The organism is Halomonas salsilacus (assembly GCF_051216275.1).
GTDB lineage: Bacteria > Pseudomonadota > Gammaproteobacteria > Pseudomonadales > Halomonadaceae > Halomonas.
This window is the reverse complement of the sequence record NZ_JBPKAQ010000013.1, coordinates 1-19,740: the sequence shown is the minus strand read 5'-3', so window position 1 is coordinate 19,740 and position 19,740 is coordinate 1. Positions and strand designations below refer to the sequence as shown.

17 protein-coding genes are annotated in these 19,740 nt (G+C 66.3%); 6 read left to right on the top strand and 11 right to left on the bottom strand.

Translation table 11 applies throughout. The features are described 5' to 3' along the window. Positions 1-7: 7 nt before the first annotated feature. Positions 8-613 carry a DUF938 domain-containing protein gene (locus ACR80S_RS15845; RefSeq protein WP_435403790.1) on the top strand — a complete coding sequence of 202 codons (606 nt, stop codon included), beginning with the start codon at positions 8-10 and terminating at the stop codon, positions 611-613. Here the strand turns inward: ACR80S_RS15845 and ACR80S_RS15840 are convergent. From ACR80S_RS15840 to speB, 4 genes are all read right to left on the bottom strand, one after another. After that, positions 610-2,061: an aldehyde dehydrogenase family protein gene (locus ACR80S_RS15840; protein WP_435403789.1), complete on the bottom strand. Its 1,452-nt coding sequence runs from the start codon at positions 2,059-2,061 to the stop codon at positions 610-612. The genes ACR80S_RS15845 and ACR80S_RS15840 overlap by 4 nt on opposite strands. An 86-nt stretch (positions 2,062-2,147) precedes the next feature. Further along, complete coding sequence (locus ACR80S_RS15835) at positions 2,148-3,764, bottom strand: 5-guanidino-2-oxopentanoate decarboxylase (protein WP_435403788.1); 1,617 nt, start codon at positions 3,762-3,764, stop codon at positions 2,148-2,150. Positions 3,765-3,773: 9 nt separating this feature from the next. Beyond that, complete coding sequence (locus tag ACR80S_RS15830; protein ID WP_435399592.1) at positions 3,774-5,156, bottom strand: YjiH family protein; 1,383 nt, start codon at positions 5,154-5,156, stop codon at positions 3,774-3,776. 83 nt (positions 5,157-5,239) lie between these two features. After that, positions 5,240-6,190 carry an agmatinase gene (speB, locus tag ACR80S_RS15825; protein ID WP_435399593.1) on the bottom strand — a complete coding sequence of 317 codons (951 nt, stop codon included), beginning with the start codon at positions 6,188-6,190 and terminating at the stop codon, positions 5,240-5,242. A gap of 157 nt (positions 6,191-6,347) precedes the next feature. Here speB and ACR80S_RS15820 point away from each other — a divergent pair, with 157 nt between their 5' ends. Next, the gene (locus ACR80S_RS15820; protein ID WP_435403787.1) at positions 6,348-7,796 is read left to right on the top strand and encodes a sigma-54 interaction domain-containing protein; all 1,449 of its coding nucleotides are present in this window, start codon (positions 6,348-6,350) and stop codon (positions 7,794-7,796) included. A 68-nt stretch (positions 7,797-7,864) separates the two neighbouring features. On the opposite strand, the gene ACR80S_RS15815 is transcribed toward ACR80S_RS15820, so the two are convergent. The 6 genes from ACR80S_RS15815 to nfo form a co-directional block, all read right to left on the bottom strand. Beyond that, the gene (locus tag ACR80S_RS15815; protein WP_435403786.1) at positions 7,865-8,062 is read right to left on the bottom strand and encodes a hypothetical protein; all 198 of its coding nucleotides are present in this window, start codon (positions 8,060-8,062) and stop codon (positions 7,865-7,867) included. A gap of 89 nt (positions 8,063-8,151) precedes the next feature. Next, positions 8,152-9,411, bottom strand: coding sequence for a TRAP transporter large permease (locus ACR80S_RS15810; protein ID WP_435403785.1), 1,260 nt, complete (start codon positions 9,409-9,411; stop codon positions 8,152-8,154). Further along, positions 9,408-9,896, bottom strand: a complete 489-nt coding sequence (locus tag ACR80S_RS15805; RefSeq protein WP_435400075.1) for a TRAP transporter small permease — start codon at positions 9,894-9,896, stop codon at positions 9,408-9,410. Before ACR80S_RS15805 ends, ACR80S_RS15810 begins: the two co-directional genes overlap by 4 nt. A gap of 66 nt (positions 9,897-9,962) precedes the next feature. Beyond that, a complete protein-coding gene (locus ACR80S_RS15800) occupies positions 9,963-10,958 on the bottom strand; it encodes a TRAP transporter substrate-binding protein (RefSeq protein ID WP_435403784.1) in 996 nt (331 codons plus the stop codon). Positions 10,959-11,052: 94 nt separating this feature from the next. Further along, on the bottom strand, positions 11,053-11,211 hold the full coding sequence (locus ACR80S_RS15795; RefSeq protein WP_435399598.1) for a hypothetical protein: 159 nt from the start codon (positions 11,209-11,211) through the stop codon (positions 11,053-11,055). Next, positions 11,208-12,056 (bottom strand): deoxyribonuclease IV, encoded by an 849-nt coding sequence (gene nfo, locus ACR80S_RS15790; protein WP_435399599.1) that lies wholly within the window; start codon positions 12,054-12,056, stop codon positions 11,208-11,210. The genes ACR80S_RS15795 and nfo overlap by 4 nt, the downstream gene beginning before the upstream one ends. 171 nt (positions 12,057-12,227) lie before the next feature. Here nfo and ACR80S_RS15785 point away from each other — a divergent pair, with 171 nt between their 5' ends. Next, the gene (locus ACR80S_RS15785) at positions 12,228-12,707 is read left to right on the top strand and encodes a Spy/CpxP family protein refolding chaperone (protein ID WP_435399600.1); all 480 of its coding nucleotides are present in this window, start codon (positions 12,228-12,230) and stop codon (positions 12,705-12,707) included. A gap of 79 nt (positions 12,708-12,786) precedes the next feature. Here ACR80S_RS15785 and ACR80S_RS15780 read toward each other — a convergent pair whose 3' ends face one another. Further along, the gene (locus ACR80S_RS15780) at positions 12,787-13,746 is read right to left on the bottom strand and encodes a zinc metalloprotease HtpX (protein WP_435399601.1); all 960 of its coding nucleotides are present in this window, start codon (positions 13,744-13,746) and stop codon (positions 12,787-12,789) included. A 429-nt stretch (positions 13,747-14,175) separates the two neighbouring features. Between ACR80S_RS15780 and ACR80S_RS15775 the strand changes: the two genes are divergently transcribed. The 3 genes from ACR80S_RS15775 to ACR80S_RS15765 are packed head-to-tail and all read left to right on the top strand — an operon-like array spanning position 14,176 to position 19,717. Continuing rightward, positions 14,176-17,856 carry an ATP-binding protein gene (locus tag ACR80S_RS15775; protein WP_435403783.1) on the top strand — a complete coding sequence of 1,227 codons (3,681 nt, stop codon included), beginning with the start codon at positions 14,176-14,178 and terminating at the stop codon, positions 17,854-17,856. A 41-nt stretch (positions 17,857-17,897) separates the two neighbouring features. Next, on the top strand, positions 17,898-18,524 hold the full coding sequence (locus tag ACR80S_RS15770) for a condensin complex protein MksE (RefSeq protein ID WP_435403820.1): 627 nt from the start codon (positions 17,898-17,900) through the stop codon (positions 18,522-18,524). Beyond that, on the top strand, positions 18,524-19,717 hold the full coding sequence (locus tag ACR80S_RS15765) for an SET domain-containing protein (RefSeq protein ID WP_435403782.1): 1,194 nt from the start codon (positions 18,524-18,526) through the stop codon (positions 19,715-19,717). Before ACR80S_RS15770 ends, ACR80S_RS15765 begins: the two co-directional genes overlap by 1 nt. Positions 19,718-19,740 lie beyond the last annotated feature (23 nt).

The window sequence follows — 19,740 nt, the reverse complement described above, 5'->3', positions numbered from 1 at the left end:
GAGCACTATGACCGATTCTCGCCTGCAGAGCCCCGCCGCGGCCCGCAACCGACAGCCGATCCTCGAGGTCCTGAGGGAGGTATTGCCCGTCAGCGCGCGCGTGCTGGAGGTGGCCAGCGGCAGCGGCGAACACGCCCTGCACTGCGCCGCCGCCATGCCGGGCTGGATCTGGCAGCCCAGCGACCCCCATTCCCGTGCGCTGGCCTCCATCACCGCCTGGAGCGAGGCCGTGCGCCTGGACAACCTGCGTAAGCCGCTGCGGCTTGACGTGACCGGCGAGTGGCCAGCGGAGCGATTCGACGCCGTGGTGGCCATCAACCTGCTGCATATCTCACCCTGGACGGCCAGCGAGGCGCTGATGGCGGGGGCGGCAGGCTGCCTGGGGCCGGAAGGCGTGGTAGTGCTGTACGGCCCGTTTCGGCGGGAGGGGTGCCATACGGCGGCCAGCAACGCGGCCTTCGACGCCGACCTGAGGCGACGGGACCCCCAATGGGGCATCCGCGACCTGGCTGAGGTCGAGGAGGAAGCACAGCGATACGCCTTCCTCCTCGCGCGGGTAGTCCCCATGCCCGCCAACAACCTCATCCTGATACTGCGTCGCCAGTCCGACTAGTCGTGTGCAGGGCCAACCACGTGCTTGACCTCCAGGTAGCTGGCGAGGCCCCAGGGGCCCAGCTCACGGCCGATACCGCTGCGCTTGAATCCCCCCCAGCCGGTTTCCGGTAGCACCAGTTGCTCAGTGTTGAACCAGATGCTCCCGGCCCTGAGTTCACGCCCGATGCGCCGGGCCCGGTCACCGTCGCCACTGATGACCGTGGCGGCCAGCCCGAAATCACTGTCGTTGGCCAGTGCGATGGCCTCCTGCTCATTCGCCACGCTATGCCCGCACAGCACCGGTCCAAAGATCTCTTCCTTCCATAGGCGGCTCGTCAGGGGGACGTCACGATAGAGGGTGGGGGCGACGAAGTAGCCGCGGGGAGGCAGTTGGCGATGGCGGCCGTCTCGTACCACCCGCAATCCCTCCTGCTCGGCCGTGGCCAGATACCCGTTCACCGTTTCGCGCTGGCGTGCATTGGCCAGCGGTCCCATGTCGGTCTGTTCTGCCAGCGGATTTCCCAGAACGAGGGCATCTATGCGCATTTCCAAAGCCGCATATAGAGAATCGGCAACCGCCTCGTGGACCAGCAACCGCGAGGTGGCTGAACAGATCTGCCCCGCATTGAAATAGATGCCTGCCATCACCCAATCGGCGGCCTGTTCTGGATCGGCATCCTCCATGACCAGGATCGGCGACTTGCCGCCCAATTCCAGTGAGACGCCGACCGTCCGCTCGGCGGCGGCGGCCATCACCGCTTCGCCCACCCGGTTGCTGCCGGTAAAGGAGACCTTGTCGATCCCGGCATGCCGGCTCAAGGGCGCCCCGATGCCTTCGCCATCGCCGTTCAACAGATTGAGGACACCGCTGGGCAGGCCGATCTCCAGGGCGATCTCGGCCAGCGCCTGCTCGGGCAGTGGGGTCACCTCGGACGGTTTCAGCACCGCGGTGCAGCCCGCCGCCAGCGCAGGCGCAAGCTTCCAGGCGCTGGTCACCAACGGGAAATTCCAGGGGGTGATCAGGCCGACGACGCCCACCGGGTCGTGGTAGCACCGCGCCTCGACGTTGGCCATCTCGACGGACACCGCTGCCCCCTGGCGTTCATCCAGACGCCGCGCCTGGTCGGCATAATAGCGGTAGCAGGCGATGGCATCGTCGAGGTCGATAGCGGCCTCAGCGAGTACCTTGCCGTTGTTGGTGGACGAGAGGCGAACCAGGGCCTCGCGTCGGCGAGTCAAGGCGGCGGCGAAACCCTCGAGATAGGTGGCTCGCTTGGCACCGCCGAGCGAGCGCCAGGCCGGCAGGGCGCGCTGTGCGGTTTTCACGGCGTCATCCACGTCCTGGGGCGCGCCGGCGGTCACCTCGGCGAGTACCTCCTCCCGGTAGGGGTTCATCACCGGCAGGTATCGGGCGCCTCGAGACCGCACCCACTGGTTGTCGATGAATTGCTGCTCGAGTCGATGCATGTGAACTCTCTCGTTGATCGGTGCGGGGGAGGCGTGCTTGCCTTCATGTCCGGCTGGGAGTGGCGTCGGGGGCTAGGTTGATATTGCTATGCCAGGGCCTGCTGCCAGGCGTCGGCATTGATCTCGATCAGGATGGGGCCATCCAGCGGTCGCCGCTGAAGGGCGAGGGCCAGGTCGGCGGGCGTTCCGACACGGGTGGCCAGGCAGCCGAATCCGGCAGCCACGGTGAGAAAGTCCGGGGCCTGGATATCCACGCCGAGTCGTTCGACACCCTCGGCGTCCATGAAGCGACGGATCTCCTCGTACCCGGCGTTGTGCCAGAGGAGGATCACCACCGGCAAGCGAGCCTCCACGGCGGTGGCAAGCTCGGATAGAGTGAACATGATGCCCCCATCGCCGACCAGGGCCACCACCGGCAGGTCGGGTCTTCCGAGTTGTGCGCCCATTGCCGCCGGCAACCCGTAACCGAGGGTCCCGTAGCCGGTAGAGGCATTGAAGTAGCGTCGGGGTTCGGGCTGAGTCACCAGGTGGTTGCCGGCGTAGACCGGCGCGGTGGAATCACCGACCAGGATCGCCTCTGGCAGCGCCTCACGCAGCACGCCGTAGAGGGGCACGAAGGGGGTGAAAGCGGGATCGCGGTGGAGGCCCAGCTCGGTCAGGACCTGCGATGTGCGTTCGGCGCCGCCCCTGGTGATGGGGTCTGGGAAATGCTCGAGCAGGCATGCCAGGCTGCGCCCGGCGTCACTCACCAGTCCCAGTGCCAGGGACTGGTTGCGCACCAGCTGCTGAGCATCGATGTCGATACGGATCAGTTTGCCGTTCAGGGTGAAGCCGTCATCGAACACGACGTCGTAGTCGGTCTCACCGAGCTCGGTGCCCACGGCGAGGATCACATCGGCCTCGGCTGCCAGCCGCCTCACGGTAGGCAGGGCGGCATTGGCGCCGAGATCGAGCGGGTGGTCGCGACCCAGTACTCCCTTGGCGTTGATCGTGGTCACCGTCGGGGCATCGAGGTGCTCGACGAGACTCCTGGCCAAGGTGGGTGCGTCCGCGCAACCGCCGCCCAGCAGCACCAGGGGACACTCGGCTTGGCGCAGCCATTCGGCGGCGAGCGATACTCCCTGAGGATCGGGGCTGGCCCGGAACAGGCGTGGCGGTGTGCTCGGCATCGGGGCCGCGACGGGGGCGGCGAACAGATCGATGGGAATCTCGATGTGCACGGGCCCCGGCCGCTCGCCGTGAAATACCGCAAAGGCACGCGCCAGTACCTCAGGCAGCGCGCTCGGGTCGAGAAGGGTATGGCTGAAGCGTGAGACCCCACTCATCAGCTGTTGCTGACTCGCCAGCTCGTGGAGCCGGCCCTGGCCGCGACCCAGGGTGTCTCGACGATTGACGCTCGAGATCACCAGCATGGGGATGGAGTCGGCCAGCGCCTGACCCATGGCGGTGGCGATGTTGGTCATGCCGGGGCCGGTGATGATCAGGCAGACGCCGGGCTTGCCGGTGGCCCGGGCATAGCCGTCGGCCATGAAACCGGCGCCCTGCTCGTGGCGCGGAGACACGTGCTGGATGCCGCTTCCGGTCAGGCCGCGATAGAGCTCCACGGTATGCACCCCGGGGATACCGAACACGCTGTCAACGCCATAGGTGTCGCGCAGCAGGTGCAGCAGCAGGTCGGCGCAGGTCATGCTCTGGGTTGCCATGGTGATACCTCAGAAGAAGAACGTATGGGCCATGAAGGTAATGATCGGCAGGGTGATGGCCGTGCGCAGCAGGAAGATGGCCGCCAGTTCCCAGAGCTTGAGCGGGATCTTCGACTTCATCAGCAGTGCCCCGATCTCCGACATGTAGATCAGTTGGGTCAGGGACAGGCAGGCGATCACGAATCGGGTCAGTTCACTCTCGATGTTGCTGGCCAGGACGGCGGGCAGGAACATATCGGCGAAACCCACCAGCGTCGCCGGGGCGGCGGCCTCTGCCTCGGGTACGCCCAGCAGTTCCAGCACGGGCACCATGGGGTAGGAAAGCCAGGTAAAGAGGGGAGTGAATTCGGCCAGGATCAGCGCCACGGTGCCAATGGCGAAGACCAGTGGCAGCAGTGCCAGGAAGATGTCGGCGACGTTGAAGAGTGCGATGCGCATCATCTCGCGGGGGCCGGGCGCCTTCTCGGCACGCCGTACTGCCTGCAGCAGGCTGTAGCGAAACAGGCCGATGTTCTCCGTGCGCTTTTCTGCCAACTGGCAGCCCACCGGTTCGTAGTAGGTGTCGGGTTTGCGCGACAGCGGGGGCAGCCTGGGCACGATGACGGCGGCGATCAGGCCGGCGACCACCACGGTGAGGTAGAATTGAACGAACATATGGTTCAGCTCAACGAAGCTGGTGATCAGCAGGGCGAAGGCGATGGAGACGACCGAGAAGTTGGTGGCGATCACCGAGGCTTCGCGACGGTTGTAGAAGCCCTTCTCGTACTGCTGGGTGGTGATCAGCACCCCGACCGTGCCGGACCCCATCCACGAGGCGGTGGCATCGATGGCGCTGCGGCCCGGTAGCCGGAAGATGATCCGAAAGGGCTTGCGTACCAGGCTGCCGATAAACTCCATGAAGCCGAATTCGACCAGAAAGGGGAGCAGCAGGGCGGCGAAGAAAAAGAAGGTGAGCAGGACGGGGGCCAAATCATTGAGCATCACGCCGCCGGTAAAGGGGGCGGTGACGAACTCGGGGCCGAACTGGAAGAAGGTCATCAGCGCAAAGGCGGCACCCAGAATGCGCATGCCGAACCAGACGGGGCCGACATGGAACATGTCGTGGATCACGCCCTTCTCCGCCCAGCCTGGTTTGGCGACCTTGACCAGCAGCGTTGCCGCAACAGACACACACAGCACGATCACCGCGATGGCAGGCAGGGCGTCGCCTAGCAGGGCTTTCAGGCCATCGGCCATCAGCCCCATGCCGATGTTGATGGTATCTCCGACCTTGAAGGGGACGAGGAACAGGCTCATCCCGATCAATGAGGGAATCAGGAACTTGAGCAGGTCCCGGCGCTTGAAGGTGCCGCCGGTGGCAGCGTCGCTGCCGGTGGATTCGAGAGAGGACATTATGGATAACCCCACGGATTGTTGTGAGTGGCATCGTGTCGTTGTCGAGCCCGGACAAAGGCTCGTGAAGAGTCGTGATGTGATTAGTCGCGGCGCTTGACGCCGGGTAGCACGCAGAGCATCTCGTAGAGCAGGGTGGCGCCCATCAACGCGGTGTTGCCGCTGGTGTCGTAGGGGGGCGAGACCTCGACCAGGTCACCGCCGATTATGTTAAGGCCCGCCGAGCCGCGCAGGATCTCGAGACCCTGGCTGGCGGTCAGGCCTCCCATTTCCACGGTGCCGGTGCCCGGTGCCACCGAGGGGTCCAGGCCATCGATGTCGAAGGAGATGTAGACCGGGATGTCGCCCATCTGCTCGCGCACTTCGACCATCAGCGGTTCGAGTGAGCGATACCAGCACTCCTCCGCGGTGACCACGCGGAAGCCCTGCTTGCGACACCAGTCGAAATCCTCGGCGGCGTAGCCGGTGCCGCGCAGGCCGATCTGAACCACCTTGCCATGGGCCAGCAGCCCCTCTTCCTGGGCTCGCCGGAAGGGGGTGCCGTGGGCGATGGGTTCCCCGAACATGTGATCGTTGACATCGGCATGGGCGTCGATGTGGATAAGCCCGACCGGGCCATGCTTCCTGGCGATGGCTCGCAGGATCGGCAGGGTGATGACATGGTCGCCCCCGAGAGTCAGCGGGGCGCAGTCATGTTGTAACACCTCATCGTAGAAGGCGGTGATGATGTCCACCGTCTTGGGAAGGTGGAAGGTGTTGATCGGCACATCGCCGATGTCGGCCACCTGCAGGCTGTCGAAGGGGGCGGCGCGGGTGGCCATGTTGTAGGGGCGCAGCATGCGCGATTCATCTCGGATCTGCCGGGGACCGAGGCGCGTACCGGGCCTGTTGGACGTGGCGATGTCCAGTGGGACGCCGATGAAGGCAGCATCCAGGCCCGCGGCACTCTCCTGGGTGGGAAGGCGCATCATGGTGGCGGGGCCACCGAAGCGCGGCATTTCATTGCCCCCCAGGGGCTGGTTGAAGGTGCTCATGGTCTCTCCTGCAGGTGACGGGTTGGTCATTTGAGATTAAGCAGGAATCGTGCCAGGTATCAGACTGTTGATTTTGCCAAGAATTGCGTTCGAGGTGATCCATTTCTGGATCACTCCCGGGATAATAATGATGCAGTTGTGTATCATTGATTCATCAATGAATCGCCGATACAGGCTCGACACCATGCATATCGACAGCCGGGTGCTGGAAACCATCGTACTTACCGCCAACGACCACTTTTTCATCGTCGATGGCACGGGCCGGGTACTGGATGTCAGTCCGGGTGCTGCCGCCGTCTACGGCATGTCGCGAGAGGCCCTAAAGGCCGCCACGGTGCAGGAACTGGAAGCGCAGGGGGTTCTCAAGCCATCGATCAGCCTCGAGGTGCTGCGAACCGGGCGGCCTGCTCAGCTGATGCAGGTGACCGGGACGGGTCGCCGGGTCATTGCCGAAGCTCACCCGGTCGAGGTCAATGGCCGTATAGAACGCATCGTGAGCCGGTCACGTGACCTCACTGACCTGCAGTTGCTGCAGGACGAGTATGCCCTCCTGCAGCGTCGTTTCAGCGAGCACCTGAAACGCAGCCATGTGGGACCCTCGGAAGATGGCGACCTGGAAGCGGATCTGGATACGCTGCAGGTGCGAAGCCGGGTGATGCGTGAGGTGGCGCTACTGCTGAAGCGGGTGGCGCCGGCGGACGCCACGGTATTGATGCTGGGCGAATCCGGGGTTGGCAAGACGGCTTTCGCGCGTCAGCTTCATCGCTGGAGCCGTCGCAGCGAGGGGCCCTTCGTCGAGGTCAACTGTGGGGCGATTCCTGACAACCTGTTCGAGTCGGAGATGTTCGGCTATCAGCCAGGGGCCTTCAGCGGCGCAGCGCGACAGGGCAAGGCGGGGCTGCTCGAACAGGCCGAGGGAGGCACGCTCTTTCTGGACGAGATCGGCGAACTGCCGATGACCATGCAGACCAAGCTGCTCAAGGTGATCCAGGATGGCACCTTGACTCGTCTGGGCGATACTCGATCACGCCGCGTGGATTTCAGGCTGGTGGTCGCCACCAACAAGGCGTTGGCCGAAAAGGTCGAAGAGGGAACCTTCCGGCTGGACCTCTACTACCGAGTCAACGTGATCCCCGTGACCCTTCCGCCGCTGCGCGACCGCCGCGAGGATATTCCGGGGCTGGTGGAGCAGTGCCTGGACGAGCTCAACTGCCGTTACGGGCGCAAGAAACTGCTGCACTCCAGTGTCTGGTCGGAGCTGATGAGCCGTGACTGGCCCGGCAACGTCCGGGAGCTGGAGAATTGGCTCGAGAGGGCCTGGCTCTCATCGGTCGGCGATCTGATCGATGCCCCGGCCTCGCATGCAGATCATCGGTTGGTGCAAGTGGAAGACGGTGAGGCCGACTGGTCGGAGTCCTCATCTTTCATGCTGGGACATCGGGAGACACTGCCCGACTATCTCGGCCGGGTCGAGCGGGGGGTGCTGGACGATCTTTGTCAAAGGATGTCCAGCACCTATGCCATCGCCGAACGACTCGGCATCAGCCAGCCGAGCGTGGTGCGCAAGCTTCGGCGACATGGCCTGGTCATCAATAAATCCAGTTAGACGAAGCCTGACCGCGGGGGCCAGCGGTCAGGCTCCGGGCGACGCGCCAAGGATACGTCATTTCGCCATCACTCCGGCATCTCGCCGGGCACCCGGTACCGGAGCGGTTCGGCCTGGCGTTCCTCGCGGGTCTTGGTCTCATCCTCGGTGGGTACGCCCCACAGGGTTTCCTGCCTGCCGTCCGGAAAGGTGTAGGTCGTGCAGCCGGCGAGCAGGGCGAGGGTCAGGCCGGCGGTGGGCTGCAGCAGGTATCGGGATCGAATCACGGGGCTTTCCTTGATGACATGCCTTCATGGCACAGGGCAGAAGAGGCCAGCCTGCTGGCTGGTCGTGGGTGGGTCAAGGGGCGCTGGCCTTATCCCGACCAGCCCGCCAGGATTGGCACGTAGACCACCAGCAGCAGCACCCCGATCAGCCCCAGCAGGTAGGGCACGATAGCGCGGGTGATGCGCTCCAGCGGCAGCTGGGTGACCGAGGAGGCCACGTAGAGGTTGATCGCCACCGGCGGGGTGATCATGCCGATGGCCAGCCCCATTACGATGATGATGCCGAAGTGGATCGGGTCGATGCCGAGCTGGGTCACCAGCGGCAGCAGCACCGGGGTGAGGATGATCAGGGCGCTGGCTGTCTCGATGAACACCCCTGTGAGCAGGATCACCGCCACCACCAGCAGCATGATCACCAGCGGGTCGGTGGAGAGCGACAGCACCGACTCGGCGATGGCGCCGGGCACTTGCCAGCTGGAGAGCGTCCAGCTCAGCACCGCCGAGGTGGCGATCACCAGCATGATCACCGAGGTGGTGATCGCCGAGCGGATGAGGATGCGGTAGACGTCGGCCAGGCCCAGGTCGCGGTAGACGAACAGCGACACCAGCAGGGCGTAGTTAACCGCCACCACCGCCGCCTCGCTCGGGGTAAAGATCCCCGAGAAGATCCCGCCGAGGATGATCACCGGTGTCATCAGGCCCCAGCTGGCGCTCTTGAAGGTGCGCCAGATGGTGGCGAGCGAGAGTGCGGTGCCGCGGGGGTAGTTGCGGCGGTAGGCCTGGACGATGGCGATGGCCCCGAGCCCCAGGCCCATGGTGATGCCCGGTATGATGCCGCTCAGGAACAGCTTCGAGACCGACTGCTGGGCGATCACCGCGTAGATGATCATCGGCACCGAGGGCGGAATCACCACGCCGATGGTGCCGCTGGCGGCGATCAGGCTGGCCGCCGAGGCGGGGTCGTAGCCCTTCTTGCGCAGCTCCGGCACCAGGCTCGAGCCCACCGCGGCGGTGGTGGCGGCGCCGGAGCCGGAGATGGCGGCGAAGAACATGCCGGCCCCCACCGAGACGATGGAGAGCCCGCCCTTGAGAAAGCCGAACAGGGAATCGGCGAAGTCCACCAGTTTCGCGCTGACCTTGCCCTGGGCCATCAGGTCCCCGGCGAGGATGAACATTGGCACCGCCACCAGGGCGAAGGAGTTGATGCCCTGGAACATCTGCTGGGTGACCACCATCAGCGGCACGCCCTGGGCGTTAAGGGCCAGCAGGGTGCTGGCGCCGATGGCCAGGGCGATGGGCACCCCCAGCAGCATGAAGAGGAAGAAGAGCAGGAACAGCACGCCGGTCATGCGGGGGGCTCCTCGGCGCTGCCGCTGCCGCGCTTGTCATCACCTTGGGCGGCGTCCGGACCCCGGACCAGCAGCTCCAGCAGGTCGACCAGGGCATACCAGGCCATGATCGCGGCAGCGATCGGGATGACCGCATAGACGTAGGTCATGGAGAGGCGCAGCGAGGCGGACTTCTGGAAGCTCTGCACCTGCATGTAGCGATAGCCGATCACCACCAGCGCCACCATGAAGCCCAGCGCCACCAGCACCGCGGCGATGCGTGCGAGCTGGCGCAGGCGCCCGGGCAGGGCGTTCACCACGAAGGTCACGGCGATATGGCGGCCGCGCTGGAAGGCCAGGGTGGCGGCAAGGAAGGTGATCCACACCAGCAGGAAGCGGGCGACCTCCTCGGTCCAGCCCACCGCCGTGAAGAAGACCCGCGAGACGATCTGCAGGGTGATCACGCCGATCAACGCCGCCATGCCCGCGAAGACCACGGGCTGCATGACGGCGTCGATGGCGCGCTCACTGAACTGCAGGGGTCTCAGCAGGTAGCGCGCAAGCAGGCTCACTTATTTCAGCGCCTCCCGGATGCGCACCAGGGTGTCGCCGAACTGCTCGCCGTACTTCTCGTAAACCGGCGCCACGGCGGCCTGGAAGGCCTCCAGGTCGGCATCATCGATGATCTGCATGCCGGCCTCGCGAAGGTCAGCCAGCTGCTCGGCTTCCATCTCCGCGTTCACCCGCCGCTCGTGCTCGGCGGCCTCCTGCGCGGCCTGCACCAGCACCTCCTGGGCGGCCACGGGCAGCTGGTTCCAGCTCGGCATGCCCATCACGAAGATCGCCGGCGCGTAGGTGTGTCGGGTCAGCGTCATGTGCGCCTGGGTCTCGTTGAGCTTGAAGGAGTGGATGACGTTGACCGGGTTTTCCTGGCCGTCGATGGTGCCCTGCTGCATGGCGGTCAGCGCCTCGGTCCAGGCCATGGGGATTGCATTGGCGCCGAGCTCGCGGAAGGTGTCCACGTAGACCGGGTTTTCCATCACGCGAATGCGCAGGCCATCCATATCCTCGGGGGTGGCGACCGACCGTTCGCTATTGGTCAGGTTGCGAAAGCCGCGCTCGGCGTAGGCCAGCCCCTTGAGGTTGACCTCGGCCAGCTTGTCGAGCAGTTCCTGGCCGATGGGGCCGTCGAGCACCTCATAGGCGGCCTCGGGGCTGGGGAAGAGGAAAGGCAGCTCGAACACCGCCATCTCCTCGACGAAGTTGGCCACCGGCCCGTTGGTGATCACCCCCATGTCCACGGTGCCGATCTGCATGCCCTCGAGCAGGGTGCGTTCGTCGCCCAGGCTGGCGTTGGGGTAGAGATCCACGGTCACCTTGCCGTCGGTGCGCTCCTCCACGAGCTCCTCGAACTTCATGGCGGCGATATGGAAGCCGTCCTGCTCGTTGACCACATGGGCCAGGCGCAGGGTGACCGGGTCCATGTCGGCGAACTCGGAGGCGTTGGCGGAGGCCATCATGGCCAGGGAAATGCCCACGGCGAGCGTACTGCGTGAAAAGCCTTTCATTGTTGGTTTCCTTTGTTGTGTCAGCGTCTTGCGAATCATTGTCTGCTGAGCATGCACCGGCCCGGGGAGGGCGGTCAATCGCCTTGGCGCCTACTCACAGCAGCCGATACATCACGTGAACGTCCTGTGCGGTGATCTCGCGGGGCACGGCGTAGGTCTCGCCAGCGCAGAACACCGGCCCGAGCATGGCCCAGAGGGCCGGCCAGTCGTCGGGCTCATAGGGGCGAACGCTGATCTGCGATGAATCGATCATCTGGCCACCTGCTGGCTGCGCAACCAAGCGATCTCCTCGGCCCAGATGGCCGGTTCGATGGTCTCCAGCACCAGGGGGATGCCGTCGGTGCGCGCATCGCGCATCAGCGCAGTGAAGCAGGCCAGGCCGATATTGCCCTGGCCCAGGCTGTGGTGTCGGTCGACCCGGCTGCCCAGCTCGCTCTTGGCGTCGTTGAGGTGCATGCCGCGCAAATACTCGATGCCCACCACGGCGGCGAATTCATCCAGCATCGCGTTGGTGGCCTCGGCCGTGCGCAGGTCGTAGCCAGCGGCGAAGGCGTGGCAGGTGTCCAGGCAGACCCCGACCCGCACCTTGTCCTCCACCTGCTCGATGATCTCGGCCAGCTGCTCGAAGCGCCAGCCCAGGTTGCTGCCCTGGCCGGCGGTATTCTCGATCACTGCGGTGACGCCCCGGGTATGGGTCAGCGCCTCGTTGATCGACTCGGCGATGCGCGCAAGGCACTCGGACTCGCTGATCTTCCTGAGATGGCTGCCCGGGTGGAAATTGAGCAGGTCGATGCCAAGCTGCTCGCAGCGTTGCATCTCGTCGAGGAAGGCGGCTCGTGACTTGGCCAGGCCCTCGGCCTCCGGGTGGCCCAGGTTGATCAGGTAGCTGTCATGGGGAAGGATCTGCCCCGGCCCGAAGCCGTGCGTTTCGCAGGCGGAACGAAACGCTGCGATGGCGGTTTCTTCCAGCGGCTTGGCGTTCCACTGGCGCTGGTTCTTGGTGAACAGCGCAAAGGCATTGGCGCCAATTTCTGCGGCACGGTGCACCGCCTGATCGACGCCGCCCGCGGCGCTGACGTGGGCTCCGATATATTTCATGATGAAAGGGCAGGCTCCGCTGTTGTTCGAAAGGCTCAGACTCGGGAATGGTCTGCGATTCTAGCGCACGATGCCGCGGGAAGAAGGGCGCCTATGTCAGCGGGCCGGGGTGTCATCTCCTCGGGCTGCGTGCTAGGGTCACTGGATATCAATGATTTTTCAGGAGATTGCATGTCATTTGCCAAACCCCTCGCCGTGATTACCGGCAGTGCCCTTGCCCTGACCTTCGCTTTGACCGCCCCCGCGGTGGCCCAGCAGATGCCCCAGGGCGCGCCCAGTGCCGAACAGCAGGTGGCCCAGCTCGATGAGCTGGTCAACCTGGATGCCGGCCAGGAACAGGAGCTGGTGTCGCTGCTCACCCAGGGCCAGGAGCGCCTGCAGTCTCTGCAGGGCGAGGCCCAAGGCGTGCAGATGCAGATCCACGAGCAGATCGGCCCGGATTTTGATGAAGCCTCCATCCGTCGCGACGCCGAGCGCCTCGGCCAGCTCACCGGCGACATGACCGCCGAAAGTGCCCTGATGCAGGCGCGCATCCAGTCCACCCTGACCGCGGAGCAGCGCGACGAGCTCGATCGCCTGGCCCAGGAGCAGGAGCAGCAGATGCGCCAGATGCAGGAGCAGATGCAACAGCAGCAGATGCCCTCTCAGTAAGTGACTCAGTAAGCGACAGCGCCCCGGTTGGCGGGGCCTCGCTTGAGCCAGAGGCGGCCCTTCGGGGTCGCCTCTGGCGTTACCGCCTGGGCCGCCGGCCGAACCAGTAGCGGTGCCCCTGGGGCGCTGGCCGATCGACCACCAGCTCATCCCGCGGCCGATAGGGCCGAGGGGAGGGCGGCCGCGGCCCCTGGCGGTCCGAGAGGGCGAGCAGTCGGCGGATGCGCTCGCCGGTGGGCGGATGGGTCTGCAGCAGCCAGAACCAGCCCGGCGGGCGGCCTCCCGGCAGCAGTGCCGAGAGCCACAGCCCCTGGTGGCGCTCCAGCTCCTGGAGCGCCGCGGCCAGACCCTTGGGGTCCCGGGTCAGGGCGGCGGCCTCCAGATCCGCGGTGAACTCCCGGTTGCGCGACAGTGCCAGCTGCAGCAGCGTGCTGGCCGAGGGCGCCAGGGCCACCGCCAGCAGTTCCAGCCAGGGCATGCGAACCTCTCCCGCCACCACCATGGGCAGCATCACCAGCAGCCCCAATTGCACCAGGAAGGCCCCCCAGATGGTCAGGCGTGTCATGGTCGCCGCCATGGACATTACCCGCGTATCGCCGTGACGTAGGTGGCTCACCTCGTGGGCCAGCACGCCGGCCAGCTGGCGCAGGCCCAGGGTGTGCAGCAGGCCGTCGGTGATGGCGATCCCGCCCTCCCGGGCGTCGCCTACGGCGAAGGCGTTCAGGTCGGTTGCCGGCACGAAGAACAGCTGGGGCTCACGGGAGAGCCCGGCGCGTCGATAGAGGATGTCCAGCACCCGGTAGAGTTCCGGCGCCTGGTGACGGCGCAACCGCCCTGCACTGGCGCGGGCGAGCGCCAGGCGTGGCGGGATGCGTCCCCCCATATAGAGCGTCAGCGCCACTAACCCGAAGGCCCATACCACGCCCAGGCTGCCTGCCAACAGATAGCCGGGCACCGTCAGCAGCAGCGCGAGACCGGCCAGGATCAGCAGGTGCTGGACTGTGTTGCGCAGGCGCTGGGCGGTCAAGCGAGAGATCATCACTCCTCCGGATGAGAAAGAGGTTATGGAAATCATTACCGAGTATTGAAAGCTGCATGGAAATGCGGTTTATTAGTGTGGTAACTAACTCGGAGGTCACCATGTCAATCCCTACCCAGACTCATGAAGTTCTCGAGCACCTGATCAACCAGGCCCTGGCCCAGCTGGCCGCGCGCGACGCCATCGAAGCCTATATCGCCTGACAGTAATATCCCCGGCCAGGGAAGGCCGCTTCCTGCTTATCGTCCCCTCTGTACCCGCCCTGTCTCGTCACTCTACTTCCCCAACGTTCCCAGACTTCGTTAGCACCCGATACGCTCAGATTCAGCACAAGCGACACTCGCCGGCGTCGACCAATTGAGATGGCCTCGCCCCTCCGGCACTATGTTCGCTCGCCGGGAGCGACCCGCCAATGACCAAGGACGCGACATGGCTCACTTGTTACGCATCGTGATGATCCACGGCCACCTCGAGGGCGTGGTCGAACTCAGTGTGGATGGCCACACCAATATCTGCGGCACCAACGCCTCGGGCAAGACCACCCTGCAGCGCCTGGTGCCGGTGTTCTATGGGGAGCTGCCCAACAAGGTAGTCCCGCGCACGCGGCTCAAGTTCGATGCGTTCTACCTGCCCCACCGCAACAGCTACCTGGTTTACGAGTATCGCCGCGAGGAGGGTGACGTCTGCCAGGCGGTGCTGACCCGCCGGAGCGAGGGCGGCGTGGAGTACCGCTTCGTGGGCGCCCCCTATCGCCCCGAGGACTACCTGGTGGAGAGCGAGGCCGGCGTCACCGCCCTGGACTACGCCCACTGGGCCAACGGCATGCGCCGACAGGGCATTCCACCCTCAGCCAAGCTCGGCGCCACCTCCGAGTACCGCTCGGTGATCCAGAATGATTTCACCCAGCTCGGTCCCTCCCAACCCCGGGGCAATAGCCGCGATGGGCTGCGCCTGCGCCAGGTGGCCGCCCGCTTCAGCCTGGTGCGCCCCGGGCAGCGCATCCGCCATATGGAGAAGTTGGTCTCGGCGGTGCACGCCAAGGAGGGCAAGATGGACACCCTCAAGACCATGCTGGCGGCGATCTTCGAGGAGGATGGCGTCGAACTGCCGGTCACTCGCATCCGCAACACCAAGGCGCGAGAGTGGATCGACCGCATGCGACAGTCTATGCGCCTGGCGCCCCTGCAGCACTCGCTGGCCGCCCTGGAGAGCCTCGATCGCGAGCTGGCCGACCTCGAGTCCTCGCTGTGGCAGCTCAGGCCCCAGCTCGAGGCCGACCGCCATCGCGCCGTACGCACCCAGGCTGATCTGGAGGCGCAGCTGAGCCAGCGTCAGCGTGACTTTCAGGCCCGCGAACAGGCCTACCGCGAGGCCGGCATCGCCCTCAACGACCGCTTCGCTGAACTCGACAGCGAGCTGAACAGGACCCGCGCCGACCTCGACGACCTGCAGCGCCGCTTCGAGGAATACGAGGAGGCCGACATGCCCGGTCTCGAGCAAAACCTCAAGGCGCTGCCCCAGTGGCGTGAGCAGCAGCAACAGCTGCGCGACCACCTCGAGCTCATGGAGCAGGCCTTCAAGGAGAGCAAGGCGCGACTCGAGGCTCGCCTGGTGGAGTTGGGCGACCTGCTTGAGCAGCGCCGCGACGAGATCCAGGCGCTGATCGACGCCCTGGGCGATGAGAAGGAGGCCTGCCGCGAAGCGCAGCGCGAGGGCGAGAATCGCCTGGAGGCGGACTATCAGTCTCGCCGCCAGGCCCTGGATGATGACTACCGCGTCCGCCTGGAGCAGGGCACCGCCAGACTCTCCGAACTCAAGGCGCAACTGGCCCACCCCGCGCAGACCGCGGAGGAGGTCCGCGAGGCCGAGCAGGCCCAGGCCCGGCTCGATCAGGCCCAGGCGGCACAGCAGGCCGCCGCCTCGGCGGTCGACAGCCTGCGCGGCGAACTCGATGAGCGTAAGCAGGAGCGTGATACCGCCGAACGCGACCTGGAGCTGGCCCGAGGGCAGCGCTCCCGGGCCGAGGCGCACCTGGAGACGCTGCGGATCCAGCGTGACCCCGCCCAGGGCAGCCTGCGCCACTTCCTGCGCCACCACCGCCCGGGCTGGGAGCAGACCCTGGGGAAGGTGATCGCCCCGGGGCTGCTTGAGCGCCGCGACCTGGCCCCCCAGTTCAACGACGACGCCAGCGACGACCTCTTCGGGCTGGCGATGGACCTGGCCGCGATCGCGCTGCCCGACTATGCCCAGGAGGGCGCCAGCCTGGTGGCCGAGATCGCCGCCGCCGAGCAGGCATTCAGTGAGGCCCAGGCCGCGGTGCAGGCGGCGGAGAAGGCCCTCAAGGCGCGCCATGACAAGGTACAGGAGGCGTCGGCACGGCTCGATCGTGCGCGCAGCGCGAGCCGCCGCGCCGGCGAGGAGGTGGAGTACGCCCTGCAGGCCCGTCGGCAGTACCAGGAGCGCCATGCCGCCGCCCAGCAGGCTCGTCAGGCCGCCTGCCGGGCGGCCCTGGAGGAGCAACAGGAGATCCAGCAGGCGTTAATCGAGGAGCGCGAGCGGGCGCTTGCGGCGCTGGCGGATAGCCACCGCGGCCAGCGCCTGGAAGTGACCGCCGACTATCAGGGCCGGCTGGCCAGCTTCGAGCAGAAGATCCAGCAGCGGCGCCGGCAGCTCGGCGAGCTCAAGGAGGAGAACCGCCGGCAGCGCGAGGAGCTCGAGGCCGCCTTCGACAGCGAACTGGCCGAGCAGGGCGTGGACACCGTTCGCCTCAACGAGACCCGGCGTCGCCTCAAGGATCTGGAGCAGCGGATTCGCCAGACGGTCGATCGTCAGGATGAGCTGGATGCCTATCGCCGCTTCATGCGGGTGGAGTGGGGCGAGCGCAAGCCGCGTCTGGTGGAGAAGGAGGCGTCGCTCGCCCGCGAGCGCCAGGCGGCCGAGCGCGAGCGCGAACAGCACAAGGCCGATTTCCATGCGGCCAGCCAGGAGTACCAGGCGGCGGCCCGCGACCTCAAGGCCAAGCGCGACGCCGAGCAGGCGCTGGTCGAGACCCTGGCCCCGCTGCTCGACAAGCTCGCCGATCTCTCGCTGGCGCCGTCCCCCGAGCCCCGCGGCGAGGCCCCGGGCGATGCCGCTGAGCGTATCGATCGCGCCCGCCAGGCGCTGGCCGACCACGCCCGACAGCTCGATGTGCTGCGTCGCGGCTGCGAGAAGATCGAGGTCGAGCTGGTGAAGGGTGCCAGCGCCGACTTCCAGGATGCGCTGGAGTCCGAGCGTGCCAAGCTCGAGGATCCAAGCCCGCGCCGCCTGCTCGACGTGCTGCGCGACATGCTCCAGCTGCTGGAGGGCCAGCAGCAGCAGCTGCTGCAGGAGGGGCGTAACCTCAGCGACGATCTGGACAAGTTCTTCACCGTGTTCCGCGACCTCAACCGGCGCATCAACGCCCAGAGCCGGCGGCTCTCCGACGAGGTGGCCGACGACCTGAAGCTCGAGGGCATCGGCCGCGCCGAGGTCAAGATCCAGTCCACCATCGACGAGCTGGGCTTCTGGGAGCCGCTCAAGCGCTTCGCCCAGCGCTACCGGGAGTGGCGCGAGTCCGGGCAGCCGCTGCCCAGCGACGACTATCTCGACGCCCTGGGCGACGTGGTGGAGCTGCTGCGCAGCGACCAGCAGTATAGTTTCGAGAGCCTGCTACGCCTGGAACTGCACCTCAACGAGGGCGGCACGGATCTCGTGATCAAGAACGACCGTCAGTTGCTGGAGTCCTCCAGCCACGGCATGGCCTACCTGATCCTGTGCAAGTTCCTGCTCGCTTTCACCCGGCTGCTGCGGGGCCAGGCCGAGATCGCCATCCACTGGCCCATCGATGAGATCGGTACCCTGGCCTACCACAACGTCGAGAAGCTGTTCGACGCCTGTGACAACAACCGCATCCATATCGTCGGCGCCTTTCCCAACCCGGAGTCGGACGTGCTGCTACTGTTCCACAATCGCTATCTGATCGACCGCGACGAGGCCGCCCCCGACAAGCGCGTCCTGAAGCGCATCGAACCGCGCCTGAGCCGCCTGGCCCAGCGCCTGCAGGTCCGCGCCGAGGGGGCCGCCTCATGATTGAACGCTCCATGGTTGAACACTCGATGGTCGAGCGCTCTATGGTCGAGCTGGGCCCCCTGCTGGAACGCCTGCTGGCCGGGGAGTTCATCTGTGCGGTGAGCGACGAGAGCGCCTTTCGCCGGCTCGCGGACGACGCGACCCGCGAGCAGCTCGATACCTATCTGCGTCCGTTGAACCGCCGCCTGGCCACCAACGACGAGGGCAGCGTCTATTTCCTGGCCTGGCGAACGCTCGATGAGGCCGCCCGGGAGCAGCTCTCGCGCCAGCTGGCCGAGACGGTCGCGAGCCTGCTGCCGATGCTGGAGTGGCTGCAGCTGGTGCAGGAGACCCTGGGTCGCGACGGCCTGGCCGCCCCCGGTGACGTGCTCAAGCCCGCCGACTTCAGCTCCCGCTGCGAGGACATCCAGGGCTTGCGCGAGCGTCTGGAGCGCCTGGCGACCGATCCCTTCTTCGGCTCCCAGAGCGATCAGCTCGACGCCCAGATCAAGCAGGTCTTCAAGCGCCTCAAGGAGCACGGCTATCTGCTCCAGCCCCACGCCGACCGGCAGTACTTCGTGGTGACCGCGAAGATCGACTACCTGATCGACCTGGTGCGCTTCATCCGCGATGAGGAGAACCTGCCCATCGACGACCAGCCACCGGCCAGCCAGGAGAGCCTGCTGTGATGGACGGCGCCAGCGACCCCCACGCCCTGGAGAGCCGCCTGATCAGCACCGGCGCCGAGCGTCTGGCGCTGCTCGGCAAGCACGCCGAGGCGCTGATGGCCGGCTACGCCCGGGACGAGGTGCCGCTGGCCGGGCTGAGCAAGACGGCGCTCAACCGGCTGCTGGCCGCACGCATCCTGTGGCGCCCGGACGAGCAAGGTGGGGTAAAGCTCGCCCCCAAGGTGCGTGAGCTAATCGCCGAGATGCTCGCCGACGAGACCCGCCGCCATGTGAACGCCGACGTGGCCGAGACCCTGGAGCTCCTGCGCAGCCTGGTGCAGAGCTACCGCGAGACCCGCGACGCCGGCGAATACTGGCGCCAGGAGCAGCAGCTGCTGCGTTTACGACAGGCGGTGGACGACCTCAACGGCCGCTTCGCCGATGCCATCGACAGCCTGTGGCGCCGCCTCAACAGTGACTTCGGTTTCGTCAGCCGGCTAGGCGACAAGATTCGCGAGAACGAGCGCGCTCAGAAGCAGATCGTGCGCCTGCTCGACGGCCTTGAGCTGATCGATTTCACCGAGTTGATTGAACTGGTGGGGGGCGACGGCGCCCTGCGCAAACTGCTGGTCAGCGGCCTGCAGCACCAGCTCACCCGCCACTACACCAGCCTGCGCGAGGTGCAGCGGCGGATGATCGAACTGCTGGCGCGTTTCCGTCAGCAGCAGTCGCGCAGCCGCCTGGTGGCCGGCATGGCCGCCTTCCTGCGCGAGCACCCCGGTTTCGTGCCCGGCAACTACGCCCGGCGCAGCGAGGTGCCGGCGCTGGTCAACCGTGCCGCGCCGCTGGTCGCCGCCGGCGCCGCGGCCCTGGATCACGACGCCGACAGCCGCACCCTGACCGGGCTTCTTCATCGCTTGCCCCGGCCCGTGCCGCGCCCGGAGCCGGTCACCGCCGCCGGCGCCGCCGCGCCGCAGGAGAACACCCTGGTGGCCGCCCGCCATCAGGCGCTCAAGGAGGATGTGGAACGCTTCTATCTTTCGGTGGTGGATGGTGGAGGTGAGCCGCTCAGTGCGCTTGAGTACCTGCAGCAGGGCGAGTTTGAGTGGGGCGAGGAGATCTGGCTGTTCCGTAAACGGTCCACTAACCCCATCTGTTCCGGCCTGAATCAGGCCGGTAGAGTATCTTTCCAGCGCCAGGGCAGCAGCGTGTAGAGGTCGTCATCCTCGCCAAGCGT